This window comes from Streptomyces sp. M41 (assembly GCF_043673425.1).
In the GTDB taxonomy this organism is placed as follows: Bacteria; Actinomycetota; Actinomycetes; order Streptomycetales; family Streptomycetaceae; genus Streptomyces.
Genome location: NZ_JBIMKE010000052.1, coordinates 1 through 22,054, shown reverse-complemented (window position 1 = coordinate 22,054; position 22,054 = coordinate 1). Strand labels below are relative to the sequence as shown.

Annotated in this window: 22 protein-coding genes, 1 tRNA gene and 1 pseudogene; 19 read left to right on the top strand and 5 right to left on the bottom strand. The window is 71.3% G+C overall.

What is annotated here, in order from left to right:
- The 11 genes and pseudogenes from ACHBTE_RS35175 to ACHBTE_RS35125 all read left to right on the top strand — a co-directional run.
- Nucleotides 1–270 (top strand): annotated as a pseudogene (locus ACHBTE_RS35175) (plasmid transfer protein); the annotation flags it as partial.
- Between the two features lie 84 nt (nucleotides 271–354).
- Nucleotides 355–567, top strand: coding sequence for a hypothetical protein (locus ACHBTE_RS35170; protein WP_383414716.1), 213 nt, complete (start codon nucleotides 355–357; stop codon nucleotides 565–567).
- Entirely contained in the window at nucleotides 564–758 is a 195-nt protein-coding gene (locus ACHBTE_RS35165) for a hypothetical protein (protein ID WP_394729729.1), read from the top strand. Before ACHBTE_RS35170 ends, ACHBTE_RS35165 begins: the two co-directional genes overlap by 4 nt.
- Nucleotides 759–835: 77 nt before the next feature.
- On the top strand, nucleotides 836–1,498 hold the full coding sequence (locus ACHBTE_RS35160; RefSeq protein ID WP_394729727.1) for a DUF2637 domain-containing protein: 663 nt from the start codon (nucleotides 836–838) through the stop codon (nucleotides 1,496–1,498).
- Nucleotides 1,499–1,518: 20 nt separating this feature from the next.
- On the top strand, nucleotides 1,519–1,728 hold the full coding sequence (locus ACHBTE_RS35155) for a mobile element transfer protein (protein ID WP_394729725.1): 210 nt from the start codon (nucleotides 1,519–1,521) through the stop codon (nucleotides 1,726–1,728).
- 4 nt (nucleotides 1,729–1,732) lie between these two features.
- Nucleotides 1,733–1,888, top strand: a complete 156-nt coding sequence (locus ACHBTE_RS35150; RefSeq protein ID WP_250093016.1) for a hypothetical protein — start codon at nucleotides 1,733–1,735, stop codon at nucleotides 1,886–1,888.
- 24 nt (nucleotides 1,889–1,912) lie between these two features.
- Nucleotides 1,913–2,230: a SpdD-like protein gene (locus tag ACHBTE_RS35145; RefSeq protein WP_394729723.1), complete on the top strand. Its 318-nt coding sequence runs from the start codon at nucleotides 1,913–1,915 to the stop codon at nucleotides 2,228–2,230.
- 89 nt (nucleotides 2,231–2,319) lie between these two features.
- On the top strand, nucleotides 2,320–2,523 hold the full coding sequence (locus ACHBTE_RS35140) for a hypothetical protein (protein ID WP_394729721.1): 204 nt from the start codon (nucleotides 2,320–2,322) through the stop codon (nucleotides 2,521–2,523).
- Nucleotides 2,520–3,911: a replication initiator protein RepSA gene (gene repSA, locus ACHBTE_RS35135; protein ID WP_394729719.1), complete on the top strand. Its 1,392-nt coding sequence runs from the start codon at nucleotides 2,520–2,522 to the stop codon at nucleotides 3,909–3,911. The genes ACHBTE_RS35140 and repSA overlap by 4 nt, the downstream gene beginning before the upstream one ends.
- On the top strand, nucleotides 3,908–4,105 hold the full coding sequence (locus ACHBTE_RS35130; RefSeq protein WP_394729717.1) for a helix-turn-helix transcriptional regulator: 198 nt from the start codon (nucleotides 3,908–3,910) through the stop codon (nucleotides 4,103–4,105). The genes repSA and ACHBTE_RS35130 overlap by 4 nt, the downstream gene beginning before the upstream one ends.
- Nucleotides 4,105–5,499: a tyrosine-type recombinase/integrase gene (locus ACHBTE_RS35125; RefSeq protein WP_394729715.1), complete on the top strand. Its 1,395-nt coding sequence runs from the start codon at nucleotides 4,105–4,107 to the stop codon at nucleotides 5,497–5,499. The genes ACHBTE_RS35130 and ACHBTE_RS35125 overlap by 1 nt, the downstream gene beginning before the upstream one ends.
- 177 nt (nucleotides 5,500–5,676) lie before the next feature.
- On the opposite strand, the gene ACHBTE_RS35120 is transcribed toward ACHBTE_RS35125, so the two are convergent.
- Nucleotides 5,677–5,749, bottom strand: a tRNA-Arg gene (locus ACHBTE_RS35120).
- Between the two features lie 320 nt (nucleotides 5,750–6,069).
- Here ACHBTE_RS35120 and ACHBTE_RS35115 point away from each other — a divergent pair.
- The 7 genes from ACHBTE_RS35115 (at nucleotide 6,070) to ACHBTE_RS35085 (ending at nucleotide 15,928) form a co-directional block, all read left to right on the top strand.
- Entirely contained in the window at nucleotides 6,070–7,680 is a 1,611-nt protein-coding gene (locus ACHBTE_RS35115) for a dynamin family protein (RefSeq protein ID WP_394729713.1), read from the top strand.
- An 837-nt stretch (nucleotides 7,681–8,517) separates the two neighbouring features.
- The gene (locus tag ACHBTE_RS35110; RefSeq protein ID WP_394729731.1) at nucleotides 8,518–10,290 is read left to right on the top strand and encodes a YfjP family GTPase; all 1,773 of its coding nucleotides are present in this window, start codon (nucleotides 8,518–8,520) and stop codon (nucleotides 10,288–10,290) included.
- A gap of 422 nt (nucleotides 10,291–10,712) precedes the next feature.
- On the top strand, nucleotides 10,713–11,177 hold the full coding sequence (locus ACHBTE_RS35105) for a single-stranded DNA-binding protein (protein WP_394729711.1): 465 nt from the start codon (nucleotides 10,713–10,715) through the stop codon (nucleotides 11,175–11,177).
- Nucleotides 11,178–11,438: 261 nt separating this feature from the next.
- Nucleotides 11,439–12,857, top strand: a complete 1,419-nt coding sequence (locus ACHBTE_RS35100) for a Cys-Gln thioester bond-forming surface protein (RefSeq protein ID WP_394729709.1) — start codon at nucleotides 11,439–11,441, stop codon at nucleotides 12,855–12,857.
- A 288-nt stretch (nucleotides 12,858–13,145) separates the two neighbouring features.
- Nucleotides 13,146–14,810: an energy-dependent translational throttle protein EttA gene (gene ettA, locus ACHBTE_RS35095; RefSeq protein WP_394729707.1), complete on the top strand. Its 1,665-nt coding sequence runs from the start codon at nucleotides 13,146–13,148 to the stop codon at nucleotides 14,808–14,810.
- Between the two features lie 6 nt (nucleotides 14,811–14,816).
- A complete protein-coding gene (locus ACHBTE_RS35090; protein WP_394729705.1) occupies nucleotides 14,817–15,230 on the top strand; it encodes an acyl-CoA thioesterase in 414 nt (137 codons plus the stop codon).
- Nucleotides 15,227–15,928 carry a hypothetical protein gene (locus tag ACHBTE_RS35085; protein ID WP_394729703.1) on the top strand — a complete coding sequence of 234 codons (702 nt, stop codon included), beginning with the start codon at nucleotides 15,227–15,229 and terminating at the stop codon, nucleotides 15,926–15,928. Before ACHBTE_RS35090 ends, ACHBTE_RS35085 begins: the two co-directional genes overlap by 4 nt.
- Before the next feature lie 27 nt (nucleotides 15,929–15,955).
- Here the strand turns inward: ACHBTE_RS35085 and ACHBTE_RS35080 are convergent, their stop codons facing one another.
- Nucleotides 15,956–16,360: a globin gene (locus tag ACHBTE_RS35080; RefSeq protein WP_394729701.1), complete on the bottom strand. Its 405-nt coding sequence runs from the start codon at nucleotides 16,358–16,360 to the stop codon at nucleotides 15,956–15,958.
- Between the two features lie 220 nt (nucleotides 16,361–16,580).
- Between ACHBTE_RS35080 and ACHBTE_RS35075 the strand changes: the two genes are divergently transcribed.
- Nucleotides 16,581–17,705 (top strand): methyltransferase domain-containing protein, encoded by a 1,125-nt coding sequence (locus ACHBTE_RS35075; protein WP_394729699.1) that lies wholly within the window; start codon nucleotides 16,581–16,583, stop codon nucleotides 17,703–17,705.
- An 85-nt stretch (nucleotides 17,706–17,790) separates the two neighbouring features.
- On the opposite strand, the gene ACHBTE_RS35070 is transcribed toward ACHBTE_RS35075, so the two are convergent.
- The 3 genes from ACHBTE_RS35070 to ACHBTE_RS35060 form a co-directional block, all read right to left on the bottom strand.
- The gene (locus ACHBTE_RS35070; RefSeq protein ID WP_394729697.1) at nucleotides 17,791–19,263 is read right to left on the bottom strand and encodes an FHA domain-containing protein; all 1,473 of its coding nucleotides are present in this window, start codon (nucleotides 19,261–19,263) and stop codon (nucleotides 17,791–17,793) included.
- Between the two features lie 105 nt (nucleotides 19,264–19,368).
- Nucleotides 19,369–20,715, bottom strand: a complete 1,347-nt coding sequence (locus ACHBTE_RS35065) for a VWA domain-containing protein (protein WP_394729695.1) — start codon at nucleotides 20,713–20,715, stop codon at nucleotides 19,369–19,371.
- Nucleotides 20,716–20,812: 97 nt separating this feature from the next.
- On the bottom strand, nucleotides 20,813–22,054 hold a 1,242-nt coding region (locus ACHBTE_RS35060), incomplete at its 5' end, for a PP2C family protein-serine/threonine phosphatase (protein WP_394729693.1).

Genomic DNA, 22,054 nt, shown 5'->3' with positions numbered 1-22,054 from the left:
ATGGCGTTCGGCGACGTGTCCCCGCACGCGGTGTTCGCCGCCACGCAGATCCGCAACGACCGGCCCGGCATGGCCGTGGTCGGCCACTCCAACGGCGACTGGACCCGCATCCGCGCCCCGCACACGTCGATGCGGGAAGCCGTGACCGCCTGCAACAGGCACGCCGGCCTCACCCCGGACATCCCGGAGCTGGCACGCTTCCGGCCCGTGCTCGACCTCGACCCGGTCGAGGCGCCCGCGACGGTCGAACCGTTCACCGAAGCCGCCTAATCCCACCTTGCCCCATCCGGTCGGCGCGACCGCCTCGCGCCAGGTCCCTACCCGAGCCATGCCCGAAGAAGGAGATCACCCGCCATGTGCCCGAACTGCGAGGACTTCGTCCTCACCGTGGCGATGCTCGGTCGACTCGCCCTCTACGCCGACACCCCGGGTGCCGACCTGGACTTCGTCGAAGCCGTCGGCCCGTGCCTGGCCGCGTCGCTGCCGGAGCCTCCGCCCGGCACCTTCCCGCCCGGCTACGACCCCACCGACGGCCCGGAGTACCCCGGCGAGGGGTGGACGCCGTGACCGCCGCGAAGAAGCCGGCCACCCGCCGCAAGTCGGCTCCGCCGAAGCCTGCGAAGTGCCCGGACTGCGAAGGCCACGGTGAGATCACCGAAGCCGTGAAGGTCGGCAACCGCAAGGGCCGCATCACCGACGACCACCAGACGGGCCTCTGCCTGACCTGCTGGGGTTCTGGCGAAGCCGTCACCGACTAATCCCCGCCGGGGCTGGGCGGCTGGACTCGATCCCCGCCCCGCCCTGGCCCCAACCCCCTTGAAGGAGGTGAAGAACCATGAGCCGCCAGATCCGCCCGGATGCCGTCCTCGTACAGGCTGTGATCGCCGGTGCGCTGTCCTTCGCCCACCTGCACGACCTCGCCGCCGCTGCTGGACAGACCGGCTGGAAAGCCTGGGCATACCCGGTCTCCGTCGACCTGCTGCTCGTGGCCGCGTGGCGCCGGCTGCGCTCGGACGGCCCCTCCCGGCTGGCCTGGTGCTGGTTCCTGGTCGCCCTGGTCGCCTCGCTCGGCGCGAACGTCGCCACCGCCGGCTTCCTCGACATGGAACACCCGCCCGCCCTGCTCCGCCTCGGCGTCGCCGGCTGGCCCGCGCTCGCCTTCCTCGGCGGCACCCTGCTCGCCCACAGCCCCACACCCCGCCCGGCACCCGGCGACCACGACCACGCCTCGGACGCACCTGAGCAGGCCACAGTGACCCGCGACCCCGAGCCGGGCACCGAACCCGAGCCGATCCCCGCCGCCGAACCGACTCCGGCCCTGCCCGAAGCCCCTGCGGCTCCCGCTATCCAGGCCCCTCCGGCGCTCGTTGCGCACGCTCGCCGGCTCGCCGACGACCACCAGGCCCGCACCGGATCGCCGATCGACCTCGACACCCTGCGCGCCCGCCTCAACGTCCCACCCGCCATGGCGGACGCCATTGCCGCCCAACTCGACTGATTTAGAAAGGACTTGAAGCCATGGGTTTCCTCTTCCAGCGCCTCGTGCGGTACGGCCCCGTGGAGATCGGCCGCGCCCTCACCCGGGATGGCGAGAAGGGCTTCATCGCCTCCTGCACCGCCGACCAGTGCGGCTGGTCGGCCGAGTACTCCAGCTACGGCGCCGTCTGCGTCGCGGCCAAGGGCCACCGCTGCCGGATCAAGAGCAAGTACGAGAACCGAGGGAGCTAACGCCATGTCCGTGCCGCTGTGGTTCTTCATCGCCTGCCTGGCCGTGGTCGGCGTCAAGCTCGTCCGCCCGCCCCTGTGGCTCGTGCTCGTCCTGCTCATCGGCGGCTACATCCTCGCCGGCAGCCTGCTCGCCCCGACCATCGACCCGTTCGTCAAGTAACCACCTCCGGAAGGGAGTTGACCGATGCTCCGCCCCAAGATCCCGACCATGCCCACCCCTACCGGCCACACCGCCCCGCCCGCCGTGGTCGAACCGACCGCCGTCGTCCCGGCCGCCCAGACCCCGCCGCCCGCCCCGCTGGCGCCGGCACCGTCCCGGTCGGTGGTCCAGCTCACCCCCGGCACCGTGATCGCCCTCGTCGGTGGCGGCACCGCCGTGGTCCTCGTCGTCGGCGCCGTGCTGGTCTCCATGCTCCTCGCGGTCGCCATCACCGGAGCCTCGGTCGCCGTGTGCGCCGTCGTCCTGCGCTCCCTGCTCGCCTCCGACGCGAAGCGACGTTGACCGGCCCCCGGAGCGGCGTCAACCGCCAAGTCTCGTCCGCTCCGGGCGCCGTTCCTGCCCGATCCACTGAACCGGAAGGAACCTCCATCATGACCGGCACTATCCCGGCCACCATCAACATCCCGCGGATCTGCCAGGACTGCGACGGCTTCGCCTCCGTCAAGGTCACCCTCGGCGGACGCGACCGCCACGGCCACCTGCGCACCATCACGACCCACTGCTCGGGCTGCCACGGCACCGGAACCCTGCCCGCCCGCCGCTTCCGCACCTCGGACTGGGCGGTGGCTGCATGACCGACACCGCCACCCTGGCTGCCGGTCTGGATGAGGCCACCCTCGGCGACATGCTGCGGGTGGCCTCATCTCCCGGCTTCGACCGCTGGCAGGACCAAATCAAGCGCACAGGCGGCTGCTCCGACCCGATCCACCTCACCGGCTGGTCCATCACCAAAGACAAGACCACCGGCGAGACACTGCGGAACTACAACACCGACACCGAACCGGGCGGCCGGCTGCGCATCGCCTGCGGCAACCGCCGCGCCTCCCGCTGCCCGTCCTGCGCCTGGACCTACGCCGGCGACACCTACCGCCTCATCCGCGCCGGACTCGTCGGCGACACCCGCCACGAGATCCCCGCCACCATCCGCAACCGGCCCCGCGTCTTCGCCACCCTCACCGCCCCGTCCTTCGGGCCAGTCCACAACCAGCCCACACACGGCGCCTGCCGCTGCGGTAACGCCCACCGCGACGACGACCCGGCACTCGGCACACCGCTCGATCCCACTTCGTACGACTACGCCGGAGCAGTGCTGTTCAACAACCACGCCGGCGACCTCTGGCACCGCTTCGTCAACCGGCTGCGCCGCGAGATCGCCGCCCACGTCGGCATCACACAAAAGGCGTTCAAAGAGGTCGCCCGCCTGTCGTACGGCAAGGTCGCGGAATTCCAAAAGCGCGGCGCCGTCCACTTCCACGCCGTGATCCGCATCGACGGACCCGACGGCCCCGACACCGCACCACCCTCATGGGCGAGCACCGAACTACTTACCCAGGCCATTCATGACACCGTCGCACACCCCTACGTCACCATCGAGGTCCCCGCGCGCGAAGCCGCCGGCTTCCCCCACGGCTGGCGCCTGCGCTGGGGCCGGCAGCTCGACGTACGCCCCATCAAGGCATTCGGCGACGACTCCGAGATCACAGAACAGGCCGTGGCTTCCTACGTCGCCAAGTACGCCACTAAAGCCGCCGAGAACACCGGCACCGTCGATCGGCGCATCGGCAACCGCGAAGCCGCCGCCCTCCTCGGCCTGCCCGACCACCCCCGCCGCCTCATCGAAGCCTGCTTCGACCTCAATCCGGCCTACCCGGACCGCCGACTGACCGCATGGGCACACATGCTCGGCTTCCGCGGCCACTTCAGCTCCAAGTCCCGCCGCTACTCCACCACCCTCAGCGTCTTACGACAGATCCGCGCCGACTACCGCGCCGCCCAAGAACGCGAAGCCCTCGGCCTCGACGGCCACGAACCGGACACCGTGCTCGTCCTCGCCTCCTGGCAGTACGCCGGCCACGGCCACACCCCCGGCGAATCCACCCTCGCCGCCACGATCGCCCGCGGTCTCCAACTCAACCGCGAAGCCGCCCGCGACGCCCTGGTCAGCGAAGGGAGCACAACATGACGGCCGCCGTCCGATCGCGGACCATGCTCACCCTTGCTGAGGTCTGCGACGAACTGAGCGTCTCGCGTTCGACGTTCTACGACTGGCGTGCCAAGCGACGCGCACCCCGCTGCATCAAGCTCCCGAACGGTGACCTGAGGATCCGGCGGACCGACCTCGACAACTGGCTCGATGACCGGGAGGACGTCGCCTGATGGAGACGACGTATGACGTCAAGGTCTACAAGATCCTCACGTACAAGGGTGCTCGGAAGACCACGTACACGGTGCGCTGGGTGGTCGCTGGGAAGCGCTGGCGCGAGCCGTTCGACACGATTGCGCTCGCTGAGGGCTTCCGCTCTGAACTGATCCAAGCCGCCGGCAAGGGCGAAGCGTTCGTCATCGTGACTGGGCTGCCGGTGTCTCATCGCTCCAAGTCGGCGGCAATGAGCTGGTACAAGTTCGCCGTTCAATACGTGGATGCCCGGTGGTCTCAACTTGGCGGCAACAGTCGAAAGAACACCGCCAAGACGCTCACGGCAACCACTCTCGCACTGCTCCGCGCACAGCCCAGCCAGTTCAATCCCGTGGCCGTGCGGACAGCCCTGCGTGAGTGGGCGTTCAACGCCAACCGCCGATCGGAAGCACCGCGGGACGTGGTGACCATCCTCAGATGGGTTGAGCGGAACTCCCTTCCCGTCTCGGCCTGGGAGGACCCCGAGAAGGTCGATGATGTCCTACAGGCCATCGACACCCGGCTCGACGGCAAGCAGGCGGCGGCCTGGTCCCGCAAGCGGCATCGCCGCATCCTCAACGTCGTCATGAGGTACGCCATCAGGCGGCGGATCCTGCGGACCAACCCCCTTCCGAAGGGCAAGGAGGTGACGACCGCCACCAAGACGACCAATGCCGTGGACAAGCGCAGCTTGATGAACTCCGACCAGGCGGCGGTGCTCCTCGACTGGATCCGTCGACGGTCCCGCGGCGGCAAGCGACTGCATGCCTTCTTCGCCACGCTGTACTACTGCGGACCACGCCCCGAAGAGGCCGTAGCCATGCGCGTGCGGGACGTGAGCCTGCCCGACATCGACGCCGATGACCACTGGTGTGAACTGATGATCCACACCGCGACTCCGGAAGTCGGGAAGCAGTGGACCGATACGGGCGAGATCCACGAGCAGCGTGATCTAAAGGGCCGCGCCGAAGGGGACACGCGTACGGTGCCGGGGCATCCCGCCCTGACGCGCATCCTGCGGCAGCACATCGAGGACGAAGAGCTCAAGCCGGGTGATCTTCTGTTCCAGGGCGAGAACGGCGGCATCCTCGCGGGCTCCGTTATCCGTCGGGCATGGCGCAGCGCTCGGCGCGCTGTCCTGGCGCCGCACGTTTTCGACTCGCCGACCGGGAAGCGTGTCTACGACATCCGGCACACTCGCCTGACCAAGTGGCTCAACGATGGGATTCCGCCCGCGCAGGTAGCGGAATGGGCTGGGAACAGCGTGCCGGTGCTCCTCGCCACCTACGCCCGGTGCGTCGACGGGCAACTCTCGGACCTGAAGAAGCGCCTTGAGGCTGCCGGAGACCTCCCCGAGCTGCCCGACGCTGGTTGATCTTCGCCCAAGAACGTCGACACGTATTCGACACGGCGACCCGCAGAAACCCGGTGACAGCCGGACAGCCCCGGATTCTTCCCTTGATCGCTAGGGGAGCGTCTGGGGCTTCGTCATGTAGCGCGATACCCGCTCTGAACAGCAAAAACGCCCTCCCGAAGGAGGGCGGAGACTGGGCGCCCCCGGCAGGACTCGAACCTGCGGCCAAGCGCTTAGAAGGCGCCTGCTCTATCCACTGAGCTACGGGGGCCGGTGTGGTGGCCTCGTTCGTGGTGCCCGGGTGTGGGCTGATCCGTGACGTTGCCGGGGACAAGGATAGGGCTCCCGTGTCCATGTCCCTGTTGCTTCGCCTCCGTGGCTCGATGTGGAGGTTCGGTGAAGCGGTCCTGATAATCGCAGGCAGGTACGAATCGTGCACCGATTTTGGCCTCCTGCGTACCGGGTGTTGTGCACTCGTTATGCCTGGACTGTGCCCGTGTCCCAGTCACCCCTTCCGTCCCTTGTGTTCCATCGGCGCGCAGACATGCTCATATGCTTCAGAATTCCCCTAAAATTGGGCATTCTTCGCATGTGGTGACCTTGGACGTACGGCCTCAGCTGCTCGACGCACTCTCCGCCCTGCGCGACCGTGTCGCCGCCGCACGCTTCCCGCTGCCCCTGGCGGGGGCCCCACGCGCGCGTGCCAACCGCGACGAACTGCTCGCGCAGCTCGACGACTATTTGGTGCCCCGCTTGAAGGAGCCCGAAGCGCCCTTGCTCGCGGTGGTGGGCGGATCCACCGGCGCCGGCAAGTCGACGCTCGTCAACTCCCTCGTGGGCAGACGCGTGACCGAGGCGGGCGTACTGCGGCCGACGACGCGGACCCCGGTGCTGGTGTGCCATCCGGAGGACCATCACTGGTTCAGCGGGATGCGCGTACTGCCCGACCTGACGCGCGTATGGGTGCCCGACCACGATCCGGCCGAGGAGTTGATGCTGCCCGACGACGACTCCGCGCGCGTGCTGCGGCTCGAGACCGCCGACACGCTGCCCCCCGGGCTCGCTCTCCTCGACGCGCCCGACATCGACTCCCTGCTCGGCGACAATCGCGCCCTCGCCGCCGAACTGATCTGCGCGGCCGACATCTGGGTCATGGTCACGACGGCCGCCCGGTACGCCGACGCCGTCCCCTGGCACCTTCTGCGCACCGCCAAGGAGTACGACGCAACCCTGGTGACCGTCCTGGACAGGGTTCCCCACCAGGTCGTCTCCGAGGTGTCACGGCAGTACGGGGCCCTCCTCACCAAGGCCGGCCTCGGCGACGTACCCCGCTTCACCGTGCCCGAACTGCCCGAGTCCGCCTGGGGCGGCGGGCTGCTGCCGGCGACGGCGGTGGCGCAGCTGCGCAACTGGCTCGTGCAACACGCCCAGGACCCGTCGGCACGGCAACACGCCATGGCCCGTACGGCCTACGGACTGCTCGATTCCCTCAAGTCCCGCATGCCCGAGCTCGCCGGTGCCGCCGCCGCCCAGTACGCGGCGGCGCTGCGACTCACCGCCGCCGTCGAATCGGCGTACGACAGCGAGTACGCGCGCGTGCGTGCCCGGCTCCAGTCCGGAGCCGTGCTCGCGGGCGACGCCCTCAAGCGCTGGCGTGCCTTTCCGCTGGACTGCTCCGCCGGGGAACTCCTCGACTCGCTGGTGGAGAGCCTGACCACCCTGCTGCTGTGCGCCGTCACCGCCGCCGACGAGCGGGTCGATGACGCCTGGCGGCGCGAACCGGCCGCCGACGCGCCCGAGCTGATGGGCCGTGACACCAGGTCGGCGAACGTCGAACACCGCATCGGAATGGCCGTACGGCGCTGGCGGCGCGAGTTGGAGGAGTACGCCGAGGACGAGGTCAGCGACGTCGAGCGCAGCGGTGTCGTCCCCGACCCCGAAGTCGTCGCCGCCCTCGTCGCCACGGCCCTGCTGGGGGCCCGACGGGCGCGGTCCGCGGGGGAGGGGCTCGCCGAACGGATCGGGGCGCACGGGGCGCTGCGGCTGCGTGACCGGGCCGGGCGGCTGCTCGCCGAGCACCTGGACCGGGTGATGCACAACGAGCGCGAGCGTCGACTCGCGCCGCTGGACGCGCTGGAAGTCCATGCGGAGCCCCAGGCCGAACTCATCGCCGCGCTGTCCGTACTGCTGAAGGAGAGGTGACCGGTGACTGCCGTCACTGACCACGACCAAACGGAACAGGACCAGACGGAACACGTCGACCGCCCGAAGGACAGCGCCACCACCGACTACGCGGAGCGCGAGAACGCCCCCATGGAGCCCACTTCTGCGGATGCCGCCCCCGAAGACGGCCGCACAGCCGAACCGGACCGCGCGGCCGGACAGCCCGGCGAGAACGCGGACTCCGCGACCGCCCCGACCGAAGGGCCGTACCAGCGCGTGCTCTGGACGAAACGCGGGAAGCAGGAGGACCCGACGAGCGACGACGAGCACGCGCGCGTGGAGGACCGTGAGGGTGCCACCGGCGCGAGCGCGGACGTGAAGCCGGGCCTCGAAGACGACGCCACTCGGGTGACTGTGGACGCATCGGATGACTCGAGCGGGTCGAGTGGCTCGAGCAAATCGGGTGACACGAGTGACTCGGGCGGCGAGGACGACCGTAGGGACGCCCACGCGCGCGTGGATGCGAAAGAAGGCGGCGCCGCCCACGCGCGCGTACGTCCCTCCTACCCCAGCGGCCCCGATGGGGGTGGCACCGCGCGTCGTACGTCATCGGCCTCTCGTACGGAGACCCCGCCCGGTACGCAGTCGTCGCCCCGTACGCGTGCCAGGGCCTCGTCTCGTACGGAGGCTTCGTCCGCCGCGGAGTCCTCGCCCGGCAAAGGGGTGCCCGCACGCAAGGAGGCTGACTCCCGTAGCTCGCGCAAGGAGTCGTCGTCCCGGGTGGAGTCCCGGTCTCGTATCGCGACACCCTTTCGGAAGGCGTCCTCTTCTCCGGCTCCGTCGGCTCCGTCGGCTCCGGCACCTTCTCCCTCCCCGATTCGGGCGGAGTCGGCGTCCCGCGCGGAATCCTCTCCGCGTGCGGACTCCTCGTCCGGTGCGGAATCCGGGGCCGCCTGGGACGACGGGCTGATCGCTCGGCGGGTCAGTGACACGCCCGCCGCGGAGCAGCCCGCCGTCGTGGAACCCCGGGCCTCCGGTGGACCACTGGTGATGCCGCTCGCCTACGACGGGCCGCTGCGCTCCCGGCTCGACGCGCTGCGCGAGCTGGTCGGGCTCTCGCGCGCGCGGCTCGACGGCAAGACGCTCGCCGAGGCGGGCCGGGTGCTCGACGAGGCGGCGGCGCGACGCAGGCTCTCGGGGCAGCACACCGTCGTCGCCATCGCCGGCGCCACGGGCAGCGGCAAGTCGCAGCTGTTCAACGCCCTGGCCGGAGTGACCATCTCGGAGACGGGCGTACGACGGCCGACGACCGCCTCGCCCCTCGCGTGCAGTTGGAGCGACGGCGCGGCCGGCCTCATCGACCGGCTCGGCATCCCGCCCCGGCTGCGACGCCGCCCGGCGCAGAGCGCGGCGGCGGACGGGCAACTGCGCGGACTCGTCCTGGTCGACCTTCCCGACCACGACTCGGCGGCCGTCGCGCACCGCGAGCAGGTCGACCGGGTCCTGGCGCTCGTCGATGCGGTCATCTGGGTCGTCGACCCGGAGAAGTACGCCGACGCCGTGCTGCATGAGCGCTATCTGCGGCCGATGGCGGGGCACGCGGAGATCATGTTCATCGTCCTCAACCAGGTCGACCGGCTGCCCGGCGAGGCCACCGACCAGGTTCTCGACGATCTGCGGCGGCTGCTGGACGAGGACGGCATCGCGCTGGGCGAGCATGGTGAACCGGGCGCTATGGTGCTCGCGTTGTCCGCGCTCACCGGGGACGGTGTGGGTGATCTGCGCGAGGCGCTCGGCCAGTTCGTGGCGGAGCGTGGGGCCGCGGCGCGCCGGATCGCGGCCGACATGGACGCCGCGGGATGGCGGCTGCGGCCGGTGTACGCCGCGCACCGGCGGACGGGGCTCAGTGAGGAGGCGCGGGACGAGTTCTCCGCCCGGCTCGCGGACGCGATCGGCGCCACCGCCGCCGGGGAGGCCGCCGAACGGGCTTGGCTGCGCAACGCCAACCGCGCGTGCGGGACGCCGTGGCTGAGGCTGTGGCGCTGGTGGCAGGACCGGGGCGAGCCCCCGACGGGGCGTCTGTCCCCGCGCTCCCAGACGGACGAGGAGGCCACCGCGCGACAGCGCGTCGAGCAGGCGGTGCGCACGGTCGCCGAGAAGGCGTCGTCCGGGCTGCCGGGGCCCTGGGCCCAGGCGGTGCGGGAAGCGGCCGTACGGGGAGCGCAGGGGCTGCCGGAGGCGCTGGACGATCTCGCGGCGCGGGCCGGACTGCCACCCGGGCGTCCGCCGCGGCCCGGGTGGTGGCCGGCGGCCGTGCTGGTGCAGGCGGCCATGACGATCCTTCAGGTCGTCGGTGGCCTGTGGCTGGTGGCGCAGATCATCGGGATCATGGCGCCCAACCTGGGAGTGCCGGTGCTGCTGATGGTGGCCGGCATCGTGGGCGGCCCGCTCGTGGAGTGGGGGTGCCGGATCGCGGCACGCGGGCCGGCGCGACGGTACGGCCTGGAGGCGGAACGGCGCCTGCGGGAGGCGGCGGCCGGGTGCGGACGGGCCCGGGTGCTGGACCCGGTGGCGGCAGAGTTGCTGCGCTACCGGGAGGTTCGGGAGCAGTACGGGAGGGTCATGGGGGTGGGGGGTGGCGTGAGGTGATGCGGTGATCCGGGCAGCGGCGCGCTGCCGCGAGGCCGGAGGTGGGTGTGCTTCGCCGACCGGGGTGCTGGGGTGCCGGGGTGCATCTTCGGCGGGGAGCGCTTCCTCGGCCGGGGGAGGGCGCTTCTTCGGCCGGGCGGGCGTTTTCCCCGGCCGGGCGGGCGCTGTTCGGCCGGGGAGGGGTGGCGGGATTGCGCGGTCGGTGGCGGTGGCCGGCTGCTCGTGACCCGTTCGGGTGGCCGAGATATCCACAGATACGCGTTGATCCACAGGGCTCAGCGGGCTCGGCCCGACGGAGGCAGTCTGGCTTCGCGGCGATCGCGACGGACGCGGTCGATCGCGGTGACGGACGCAGCCGTACGGGACGGGCCCGTGCGCGTATCCGCCCGGCGTGGAACGGCCGGGCCAGGGAGGGGTTCGAGATGAACGAGACGACCATCTGCGCGGTGGGCAATGTGGCGACCCAGCCGGTGTACCGGGAACTCGCGACAGGACCGTCCGCACGGTTCCGGCTTGCGGTGACCTCGCGGTACCTGGACCGCGGGAAGAACGAGTGGACCGACGGGCACACCAACTTCTTCACGGTGTGGGCCAATCGGCAGCTGGCCACGAACGCGGCCGGTTCGCTGAACGTCGGTGATCCCGTGGTGGTGCAGGGCAGGCTGAAGGTCCGCTCGGACGTGCGTGAGGGGCAGAGCTGGACGTCGGCCGACATCGACGCGGTGGCGATCGGGCACGACCTCGCGCGCGGCACATCGGCCTTCAGGCGCACACCCAGGCCGGAGACGGGTGCCGTCGGCGCCCCGCATCAGCCCGAGCCCAACTGGGAGACGCCACCTGCGGACAGCGATGCCCAACAGACCCCGGAGCCAGTCGCGGTGACGTGACGTCAGTCACGCGAGGGCGCTGACCGAACTGCGGCTTATCGACGAATGCGCGCCGAACGACCCCGGTGGATTTGTCGATAAGCCCTGCTCGCGGCGGGTCCCGGCGATAACGATTCCGAGTCGGATCAGCCCTCCGACGGGATCACAGGGAAGCGTGGTGCGCCTCGTCCCTAGGATGCCGGGGATAGCTCTCGGGCCATCTGATTCTGCTGGTGGGACCGTACCCCCCACGTCAACGGGTCCTGCTCGAAGGGGAATTCTGTGTTTGCTGCGTTCTCAGCGCTGTCGGTGCGTGGGCGAGGAGCGGTCCGTATCGCCGCCTCGGCCCTTGTGTCCGGGCTCGTCGCCGCCTCGGTGGTGGCCGGTGCCGGCACGGCCGCGGCCGACGCGAGAGCGCAGAGTCAGGGCGGGGCGACCGCCACCATAGGTGGCCTCAAGACCTACGGCGCCGCGGTCGTCCACGCCGACTCCGGGGACCAGGAGATCTCGGCGGGCCTGTTCGAGATGTCCGTCGACGGCGGTGGCATCCTCCAGACGTACTGCGTCGACATCCACACCCCGACACAGCGGGACGCGAAGTACCACGAGACGCCGTGGAGCGGCACCTCGCTGGGCACCAACAAGAACGCGGGCAAGATCCGCTGGATCCTCCAGAACTCCTACCCGCAGGTGAACGACCTTGCGGCGCTCGCCGCCGAGGCGGGCGTCAAGGGCGGGCTCAGCGAGCAGGACGCGGCGGCCGGCACCCAGGTGGCGATCTGGCGCTACTCGGACGGCGTGAAGGTCGACGCCCTCGACCCGCAGGCGGAGCAACTGGCGGATCACCTCGAGAAGAAGGCGCGGGACACAGGGGAGCCCCGGGCCTCCCTGACCCTCGACCCGCCGGCTGTCTCCGGTCACCCCGGTGAGCGGCTCGGTCCGGTGACCGTGCACACCGACGCGGACAGCGTGACGGTGACGCCGCCCGCGGACGCGGCCACGAGCGGTGTGCGGATCGTGGACAAGGACGGCAAGACCGTCACCTCCGCGGCGGACGGCAGCCAGGTGTACTTCGAAGTGCCCGAGAAGGCCGCGGCCGGCCAGGCCGAGCTGACCGTGCAGGCCTCGACGACCGTTCCGGTGGGACGCGCCTTCGCCGCCGAGAGCCGCAGCCAGACGCAGATCCTGGCGGGCTCCAGCGAGTCGACCGTGTCTGCCACGGCGAGCGCGACCTGGGCGAGGACCGGTGCGATACCCGCCCTGTCCGCGGCGGAGAACTGCGCCGAGAACGGCGTCGACATCACCGCGGCCAATGAGGGGGACGAGCCGTTCACCTTCGAACTGCTCGGCGCCGAGTACACCATCGGGGCGGGCGAGTCGCGGACGGTGACGGTGCCGCTCCAGGAGGACCAGGCGTACGACTTCACCATCCAGGGGCCGGGTGGCTTCGAGAAGCGGTTCACCGGGGTGCTGGACTGCAAGACGCAGGTGACCGAGGCCGATGAGGCGGGCGCCGTCACCCACACCCTGAGCGAGCCCACCCCCGCCACGGTGGGCAGCGCCTCCGACGACACCAACCTCGCCGCGACCGGTGGCTCCACCATGACGCCCCTGATCGCGGGCATCGCCATCGGCCTCGTCCTGCTCGGCGGCGCCTTTCTCGTCGTCGTCCGCAAGAGGGAAGCGTCGGCCCGGGACTGAGCGCGGTGCGGCCGGGCCCGGCGGAGTGATGTGACCGGGCCCCGCGACGGGCATGGCCGAACCCCACCCCGGGCGGGCATGGCCGAACCCCGTGCGACCGGCGGCGCGCCCGAGGCAGTCGCAGCCGGGCGCCGGCCCAGGGATCGGCGACCGAAAGCATGCCGCAGTAATGGAAGAAACCCCAGGTCAGAGTGGCCCGGCCATACGCGTTTCCACCCAGGGGTGGCGGTACGGCAAGATGGGGTGTATCTGCCCACTGCCTGATTTCAAGCTGCCGGACGGTTTCTCTTGGCTGAGTTCATTTACACCATGCGCAAGGCGCGCAAGGCGCACGGCGACAAGGTGATCCTCGACGACGTCACCCTGAACTTCCTCCCCGGAGCGAAGATCGGCGTCGTCGGCCCGAACGGTGCCGGTAAGTCGACCGTTCTGAAGATCATGGCGGGGCTCGAGCAGCCCTCGAACGGGGATGCGTTCCTGTCGCCCGGGTACAGCGTCGGGATCCTGATGCAGGAGCCCAAGCTGAACGACGACAAGACCGTCCTGGAGAACGTGCAGGAGGGTGTCGCCGAGGTCAAGGGCAAGCTCGACCGGTTCAACGAGATCGCCGAGCTGATGGCGACCGACTACTCCGACGCGCTGCTCGAGGAGATGGGCAAGCTCCAGGAGGACCTCGACCACTCCAATGCCTGGGACCTCGACGCCCAGCTCGAGCAGGCCATGGACGCGCTCGGCTGCCCGCCCGGCGACTGGCCCGTCGTCAACCTCTCCGGCGGTGAGAAGCGCCGCGTCGCGCTGTGCAAGCTGCTGCTGGAAGCCCCTGACCTGCTGCTCCTCGACGAGCCGACCAACCACCTCGACGCCGAGTCCGTGAACTGGCTGGAGCAGCACCTCGCCAAGTACGCGGGCACCGTCGTGGCCATCACCCACGACCGGTACTTCCTCGACAACGTCGCCGAGTGGATCCTCGAGCTCGACCGCGGGCGGGCGTACCCGTACGAGGGCAACTACTCGACGTACCTGGAGACCAAGCAGACCCGTCTCAAGGTCGAGGGCCAGAAGGACGCCAAGCGGGCGAAGCGGCTCAAGGAAGAGCTCGAGTGGGTCCGTTCCAACGCCAAGGGGCGGCAGGCCAAGTCCAAGGCCCGTCTCGCGCGGTACGAGGAAATGGCCGCCGAGGCCGAGAAGATGCGGAAGCTGGACTTCGAGGAGATCCAGATCCCGCCGGGCCCGAGGCTCGGCAACATCGTCGTCGAGGTCAACAACCTCAACAAGGCCTTCGGCGAGAAGGTGCTGATCGACGATCTCTCCTTCACGCTGCCCCGCAACGGCATCGTCGGCGTCATCGGCCCGAACGGCGCCGGCAAGACCACGCTGTTCAAGATGATCCAGGGCCTGGAGACGCCCGACTCCGGCAGCATCAAGGTCGGCGACACGGTCAAGATCTCCTACGTCGACCAGAGCCGCGAGAACATCGACCCGAAGAAGACCCTGTGGGCCGTCGTCTCCGACGAGCTCGACTACATCAACGTGGGTCAGGTCGAGATGCCGTCGCGGGCGTACGTCTCCGCGTTCGGCTTCAAGGGCCCGGACCAGCAGAAGCCGGCCGGTGTGCTCTCCGGCGGTGAGCGCAACCGCCTCAACCTCGCGCTCACCCTCAAGCAGGGCGGCAACCTGCTGCTCCTCGACGAGCCGACCAACGACCTCGACGTCGAGACGCTCTCCTCGCTGGAGAACGCGCTGCTCGACTTCCCGGGCTGCGCCGTGGTCGTCTCCCACGACCGGTGGTTCCTCGACCGGGTCGCCACGCACATCCTCGCCTACGAGGGTGACTCCAAGTGGTTCTGGTTCGAGGGCAACTTCGAGTCGTACGAGAAGAACAAGATCGAGCGGCTGGGGCCGGACGCCGCGCGTCCGCACCGCGCCACCTACAAGAAGCTGACCCGGGGCTGATCGATCTTGCGGCACATCTACCGCTGCCCGCTGCGCTGGGCGGACATGGACGCGTACGGCCACGTCAACAACGTGGTCTTCCTCCGCTACCTGGAGGAAGCCCGTATCGACTTCCTGTTCCGTCCGGAGAAGGACTTCAAGCAGGGGTCCGTGGTGGCGCGCCATGAGATCGACTACAAGCGGCAGCTCGTCCACCGGCACCACCCGGTGGACATCGAGCTGTGGGTCAGTGAGATCAGGGCCGCGTCCTTCACCCTCACCTACGAGGTGAAGGACGACGACCTCGTCTATGTCCGCGCGTCGACGGTGATAGTGCCGTTCGACTTCGAGGCGCAGCGCCCGCGCCGGATCACCTCGGAGGAGCGGGAGTTCCTCGAGGAGTACATGGACGACGACGAGGAGGAGGCCGTCGCCGCATGACGGTGCTCCACCTCGCCGACGACGGGGAGGCGGCGGATCTCGCGGCCTTCCTCTCCCGGCTGCTCCACTACGACCGTGGGGCCGCGGTGCGCCTCCAGGCGGCCGGCACCGCGCTCGCCGTCTTCGGACGGCCGCCGTCCTTCGAGGTGCTGGCGATCCGCGCGGTACGGCTGTCGAAGCCGTACGAGAACGGGCTCGACGTCACGCTCGACGTGACCGTCTCCGCGGGTGAGCTGCTGGAGTCCGTCGACGAGGCGGCGGCCACGGCCGTCGTGCCCGCCGCCGTCACCGGCCCGCCCTGGGCCGGGGTGCTTCCGCCGCGCGGCGGCTGGCGGCGCGAGACCGGGCTGCCGGCTCCGGGTGAGCTGCGGACGGCGGTCGGCGCGGCGGTCGCCGAGTTCCGGTCCCGTACGCAGGAGCTGGCGCCGGAGCGGCGTACCCGGGCCGAACTCGACCGGATCGGGCGGGAGATCTGGTCCCGCACGATCGGGGAGACCCGCCTTCCGGTACGGGCCGTGCACGCCGCCCAGTCACTGGGCTTTCTGAGGCCGCGCGGGGCGCCGGGCCAGGGCGGGGCGGGCGAGCCCGGAGACCTGGGACTGCTGTCGTCGGGCGCATGGCTGCGGCTGCGCACGCCGTACGGTTCGATCGCCGTACGGCGGGCGGGGCTCGGGGCGCTGGACGTCAGCGTGCGCTGAAGCCGCGCCTGTCTCAGCCCTCGGAGTTCAGCCCTCGGAGTTCACCATCGACGCCGCCGCGTACGTCAGGTAGTTCCACAGCGTCCGCTCGTGCTCCTCGGAGAGGCCGAGCTCGTCGACGGCGACCCTCATATGCTTCAGCCAGGCGTCATGGGCCGCCCGGTCGACGGTGAACGGGGCATGGCGCATCCGCAGGCGCGGGTGGCCGCGGTTCTCGCTGTACGTCGTGGGGCCGCCCCAGTACTGGACCAGGAACAGCGTCAGACGCTCCTCGGCCGGGCCCAGGTCCTCCTCCGGGTACATGGGCCGCAGCAGCGGGTCCTCGGCGACACCCTCGTAGAAACGGCGGACGAGGCGGCGGAAGGTCTCCTCGCCGCCGACCTGCTCGTAGAAGGTCTGCTCCTGAAGGGTGCCGCGCCGAATCTCGGTCACGCCGCGCCGAATCTCGGTCACTGTGGGCTGCCTCGCAGTCTCGTTCCGGTCCGCCCGCGTCTGCTCCGCCGGGGGCCCGGGGATCGTCCCCCGGAAAATGCAGTACGCCCCCATGGTCTCAGACGGGGCGACCCAGGACTCAAGGCCTAGGACCACCCCTGTTCCGGATCCGTCCGGCGGGGCGCTCGCCTCGTGTCGGCCGCAGCAGGACAGTGGACGTATGAGCACGCAGGATCTCGACAGGGATGCCGGGGACGCCGGGGACTCCAGGGACGCCGGGGACTCCAGGGGCGCCGGGGATGCCAGGGACGCCGGGGGTGCGAGGAACGCCAAGGACGCCGGGGGCCTGTGGGAGCCCGGGGGCGCTGGGGAACCCGCCAGGGAGTTTGCTGGGTCGGCCGACTCGGCGCGGGCCGCGCTGGTGCGGGAGATCGAGGCGAGCGGGGCCTGGGCCGAGGACCCCGTGTGGCGGGACGCCTTCGCCGCAGTGCCACGGCATCTGTTCGTGCCGTACTACTACGTCGGCGTCGCCGGTGGCTATGAGCGCCGCTGGGAGCTGAGTCCCGACCCGGCCGCGCGGGAACGCTGGGTGCGCGGCGCGTACGCCGACACCCCGCTGGCCACCCGGCTGCGCGACGGTGAGCTGCTCTCCTCCAGCAGCCAGCCGTCCCTGATGGCGATGATGCTGGCCGCGCTGGAGGTGCGCGACGGCGACCGGGTCCTGGAGATCGGCGCGGGAACCGGCTACAACGCCGCCCTGCTCGCCCACCGGCTCGGCGACGACGACCTCGTCACCACCATCGACCTGGAGCCGGACATCACCGAGGCGGCCCGGCAGCACCTGGCCGCCGCCGGGTACCACCCCGTCGTCGTCACCGGCGACGGCGCGCGCGGTGTGCCGGAACGCGCCCCCTTCGACCGGATCATCGCGACCTGCACCCTGCCGTCGATCCCGCGTGCCTGGCTCGCCCAGTGCCGTCCCGGCGCCCGCATCCTGACGCCGCTCGCGACCGGTCTGCTCGCCCTCACGGTGCGGGACGCAGAGCATGCCGAGGGACGCTTCCTGCACACCCCCGCCTACTTCGTGCCGTTGCGGGGCGGCAGCCGGCGCGAGGCGGAGCGGGCGCAGCTGGGCGGACTGCCGAGCCGGGGCCGCGACCACGAGCTGTTCCGTTTCCTGCTGGCGCTCACCCGCGGCAGCCTCGACCCGCAGGAGGCGTTCGCGCTGTGGGAGCGCGAGCGGCAGCCGACGCGGGAGCGGTACGGGATCACGGTGCGCGGCGAGCACGAGTGGGCTTGGCTGGACGACCCCGAGGGGCCGTACGCGTGGCCGATGCCCGGCTGAGACGCGGGGAGGGGGCGGTCGTACGGCATTCCTCCGCCGTACGACCGCTCCCTGCCGGCCTGGTTGCGAACTCCTACCGCGACTCCTAGCCGCGCCGGATCGTGATCGTCGTCCAGGCTCCGACGTGCACCTGGTCGCCGTCCTGCAGCGGTACCGGTACGAACGGCTGGATGGGCTCCTCGCCGCCGTTCACCGTCGTGCCGTTCGTCGAGTTCTGGTCGACTACCGCCCAGGTGCCGTCCGGCTGCTGGACCAGGACCGCGTGCTGGTGCGAGACGCCCGGGTCCTCCGGCGGCACCGACAGGTCGATGTCGGGGGTGTCGCCGGTGGAGTGCCGGCGGCGGCCGATGGTGACCTGGTTGCCGGTGAGCGTGCGCTGCTGCTCGGGCGAGTAGGCGGGCAGGTTGAGCCCCGCGGCCTCCGGGCCGGAACGCTGCATCATCGCCATGAAGTACTCACGGTCCGGACCGATGGTCGCCATCCAGGTCGCCGGCTGCTGCGGGAAACCGGGGACGGGCGGTGGCGGGGCCTGAGTCGCGCCGGGCTGCGGGTAGCCGTAGCCGCCCTGCGCCGGGCCGCCGGGTCCGCCGGGCGCACCCGGTCCGCCGCCGGGGCCGGAGGAGGGCGGGGAGATCACCCAGTCGTCCTCACCGCCACCGAAAGGCGGCGGGCCGCCCGGCTGCGGACGGTTCGGTTCCTGCGGGAACCCGGACGGGCCACCGGGGCCGGGCGCGGGCGGGGCCGCGGGGCCGCCGGATCCGGGCGGGCCCTGCTGGAAGAAGCCCTGCGGCAGACCACCGGTCGCACCGGGGCCGCCGGGCGAGGTGGGGCCGGGCGGGGGCGGCATCTGCCGGGACGGGTCGCCGCCGAAGCCGGAGGGGCCGCCGCCCTGCGGTCCGCCGGGGCCGCCGGGGTTGGGGTTGCCGGGCCCACCGGGGCCGGGGCCGAAGCCGCCAGGGCCGCCGGGCGCGCCCGGACCAGGGCCGCCGGGGTGTCCGGGCCCACCCGGGCCACCGGCACCGCCAGGGCCGCCCGGCCTCGAGGGGTCCGCGCCGAACGGCGGGATCGGCTCCGCCGGGCGGTTCACCTGTGACGGGCGCGAGCTCTGGTAGTCGTACGAGTCACCCCCGCCGTACGACGGGCCGGGACCCGGCGGCTGCTGGAAGCCGCCGGCCGGGCCGGGGCCGGGCGCGGGCGGGCGCGGGGCGGCGGGCGTGTAGGAGGTCGCCGTGTTGGTCAGGAAGTTCCACCGGCACTCCTCGCAGAACGGCGCTCCGCCCTCACGCGGCGTGCGGCACTGGGGGCAGAGCTCCGGCTCGGGCGCTCCGCCCATGTGCGGATGACCACCGGGGTGACCGAAGTTCGGGGCGCCGGGCCCACCAGGGCCACCGGGTGCACCGGGTCCACCAGGTCCGCCGGGGCCGGGCGGCGGGAAGCCGTAGCCACCGCCGGGCGGGGGCGGGGGAGGGGGCGGCGGTACGGCACCGGCCATGCGGTGACCGCAGACCTCGCACCAGTCGTCGGAACCCGACTGGTGTCCGTTCGGGCAGGTCGGCATGTCGGCGCTTCCCCCTCTCCTTTTCCGGTCGCGTCGACCGGATTTTCTCCGACCCCAAGGGGTCAGGCTCGCTGCTTTTCAGGGTCCTGCTAGGGCGTTACTGGGTCACTTCTTTACACGAACGGTCTTTGTCGACCGTGTCTCGAGAGTCATCTCGTCGGCCTCCTCGACCTTCGCCTTCAGTCGCACAGTACCTGCCGCGGCATCGACCACGTCCACCACCTTCGCAAGGAGTTTCGCCGTATCGGCGTTTCCGGAGCTGCCGGCGAGCTGAACGGCGCGGCCCAGTTTGGCCGTTGCTCCATCGATATCGCCCGCTTTGCGAAGATCGAGCCCTTGTTGGATGACCTGTGCCAGTTCGGCCTGGCCGGTGTAGTGGGCGACCTGGGGGTTGATCGACGTCGAGGCGACCATGTCGTCGGTCCATACCGCCCGTACCAGGCCGTTCGCCCCCAAGTTCTGAGTGGTGCCGTCCGGTTGCGGGACGACCAGGGAGACCCGGGCGGCGAGCATCTCCTGGCCGAGGTTCGCGGAGGGAACCTCGACGCAGACGTGGTAGTCACGGGACTCGTCTCCCCACGAGCCCGTCGGATAGTCCCCGGCGCGCGGACCGGCCTCGGTGCGCCGGTCGGTCAACTCCTCCACCGTCGGGGCGACTTGCTTGACAAACTTGATGGTGGTGCCCACCGGTGTCCACAGCCGCAGGGCGACGTCCGCGACCTCCTTGCCCATCGCCGTCTCCATCATCTGTGTGAAGTCGGCGGCGAGAGCGGCCGGATCGGCGACGATGTCGGCGCTGCCGAGCAGTGCGGAGGCGATCGCTGTGACTTCTTTCACTTCCCAGTCGGTGCCCACGCCCCGCGCGTCACAGGTGAACCGTCCGGCGCAGACGTCCAGCGCGGCCTTCAGGTCCTGCGGTGACTCGTGCTCGTTGCGGCCGTCGGTCAGCAGGATGCCGTGCCGGATGGCGACGTCCTCCGAGGACAGCAGGCGGTCGGCGAGGCGCAGCCAGGTGCCGATGGCCGTGCCGCCGCCCGCGCTGAGCCCCCGCAGGGCCTGCTTGGCCTGCTCGCGGGTGGTGGCGTCGGCCACGGCCAGGCGACCGCCGCCCGGATAGACCTCGCGGGCGAGGTGCGTGCCGCCGATCACCGTGAAGCGCACCCCGTCGCGAAGGGTGTCGATCGCGGCGGCCGTGGCGTCGCGGGCATTGCGGATCTTGGTCGGCGGGTAGTCCATCGACCCCGAGCAGTCGACCATGATCGCCATCGCCGCCGCCGGCCCCTGACCCGGCGCGTAGAGGTGGGGTGCCGAGACGGCGTTCCCGACCGTGCCGCCGCCGGTCGCGGTCACCGTGACGATCGCGTTGACCTCGCGACCGCCCTCCGGCAGGTACGCGTTCTGGTACACGTCCACCGAGAACTGCGGCACGTTCGACTTCGAGAAATTGGCCATGCCTTCTCAAATCCCCCTAAGGCGCCCGTGGCGGGGCCATGGCTGTGGTCGGACCGGTCCCCTCCGGTTCGACGAGGCCTGTCCCCTTTGTGTGGCCTCAGGCCGATCCTGCCCCCATCGGCGGCGCGGGGAACGGCAGGACGGCCACTGTTACGTTGTCGTGGCCCCCGCCGTCGAGGGCGTGACCGACCAGGACCTGGGCGCTGTGCAGGGGGCGTGCGGCGGCGTCGAGGGGCACGACCTCGGCCATGTCGTCTGCCGCCTCCGCGTAGTTCCACAGCCCGTCCGTGCACACCACGACCACACCCGGGCGGTCCGGCTTGAAGGAAGCGGTGTGCGGCTCCAGTTCGTAGGCGTCCGCCCCGAGCCAGCCCGTGATCGCGTGGGCGCGCTCGTCGGCGTAGGCCTCGGCCTCGTTCATCAGGCCGGCTGCCACCATCTGCGCCGCCCACGAGTCGTCCTCCGTGAGCCGGGCCGGGCGGGTGCTGCGGTCCACCGGGACCCAGTAGGCGCGGCTGTCGCCGACCCAGCCGACGATCAGCAGCTCGGGCGTCACCACACAGCCGACGATCGTGCAGGCCGGGGCGTTCTGGTGCGGGGCCTGCTCGCGGGCCGTCGCGGGCTCGTCGGCCAGCGCGTTGACCGCGTTCGCGGCGGCGACGATCGCGTCGTGCATGGCCTGCTGCGGGTGGGTGCCGCGCGGCAGGGCGGCCAGCAGCGACTCGCTCGCGGCCCGGGAGGCGGCCATCGAGGCGTCGTCGGGCCGGGTCGCCGAGGACACGCCGTCGCAGACGATCGCCATCGTGGCGGGCCGGCCGTCGGGCAGCGCGGTGCAGCCCACGGCGAACGCATCCTCGTTGCGGTGATGGCGCAGACCGCGGTCGCTGACGGCGGCGACCGGGCCGGCGTCCTGCTCCATGTGGTCGCGTTCGCGCGGCTGGGCGTGCCCGCAGTTCTCGCAGTACCCGTCGTGGTCGACCCGGCCCGCACGGCAGGCCACGCACACCTTGGCGCTCTCCCGCGGGTTCGGCAGATCGGCCACACGCGGGTCGGGTGCCTGGAGGGCGTACTCCTCCGGCTCGGCCGGGCGGTCGAACCGCACGCCGGAGGCGGGCGACGACTGAGGGCCGGCCGGAGTGTCCTGGTCGCCCGGTGCGCCGGGGAAGCCGGACGCCGGGGAGTCGTGCCCCGCGGAGAACGGGGATCCGGGCGCTGTGCCGGGGCCGCTCGCGGGCGGCGGCACCGGCGCGACGGGCGGCGGGACCGAAGCCGCCGGTGGCGGTGACTGCGGGGGCGGGGGCGTGCCCGGGGGCAGGTCGTGGCCGACGGCGGCGCCGTG

Bases quoted from the DNA above. Each gene is read 5' to 3' on its own strand.
- ACHBTE_RS35170 (WP_383414716.1), top strand. From the start codon at position 355: ATGTGCCCGAACTGCGAGGACTTCGTCCTCACCGTGGCGATGCTCGGT.
- ACHBTE_RS35160 (WP_394729727.1), top strand. From the start codon at position 836: ATGAGCCGCCAGATCCGCCCGGATGCCGTCCTCGTACAGGCTGTGATC.
- ACHBTE_RS35155 (WP_394729725.1), top strand. From the start codon at position 1,519: ATGGGTTTCCTCTTCCAGCGCCTCGTGCGGTACGGCCCCGTGGAGATC.
- ACHBTE_RS35150 (WP_250093016.1), top strand. From the start codon at position 1,733: ATGTCCGTGCCGCTGTGGTTCTTCATCGCCTGCCTGGCCGTGGTCGGC.
- ACHBTE_RS35145 (WP_394729723.1), top strand. From the start codon at position 1,913: ATGCTCCGCCCCAAGATCCCGACCATGCCCACCCCTACCGGCCACACC.
- ACHBTE_RS35140 (WP_394729721.1), top strand. From the start codon at position 2,320: ATGACCGGCACTATCCCGGCCACCATCAACATCCCGCGGATCTGCCAG.
- repSA (WP_394729719.1), top strand. From the start codon at position 2,520: ATGACCGACACCGCCACCCTGGCTGCCGGTCTGGATGAGGCCACCCTC.
- ACHBTE_RS35130 (WP_394729717.1), top strand. From the start codon at position 3,908: ATGACGGCCGCCGTCCGATCGCGGACCATGCTCACCCTTGCTGAGGTC.
- ACHBTE_RS35125 (WP_394729715.1), top strand. From the start codon at position 4,105: ATGGAGACGACGTATGACGTCAAGGTCTACAAGATCCTCACGTACAAG.
- ACHBTE_RS35105 (WP_394729711.1), top strand. From the start codon at position 10,713: ATGAACGAGACGACCATCTGCGCGGTGGGCAATGTGGCGACCCAGCCG.
- ACHBTE_RS35085 (WP_394729703.1), top strand. From the start codon at position 15,227: ATGACGGTGCTCCACCTCGCCGACGACGGGGAGGCGGCGGATCTCGCG.
- ACHBTE_RS35075 (WP_394729699.1), top strand. From the start codon at position 16,581: ATGAGCACGCAGGATCTCGACAGGGATGCCGGGGACGCCGGGGACTCC.
- ACHBTE_RS35070 (WP_394729697.1), bottom strand. From the start codon at position 19,263: ATGCCGACCTGCCCGAACGGACACCAGTCGGGTTCCGACGACTGGTGC.
- ACHBTE_RS35065 (WP_394729695.1), bottom strand. From the start codon at position 20,715: ATGGCCAATTTCTCGAAGTCGAACGTGCCGCAGTTCTCGGTGGACGTG.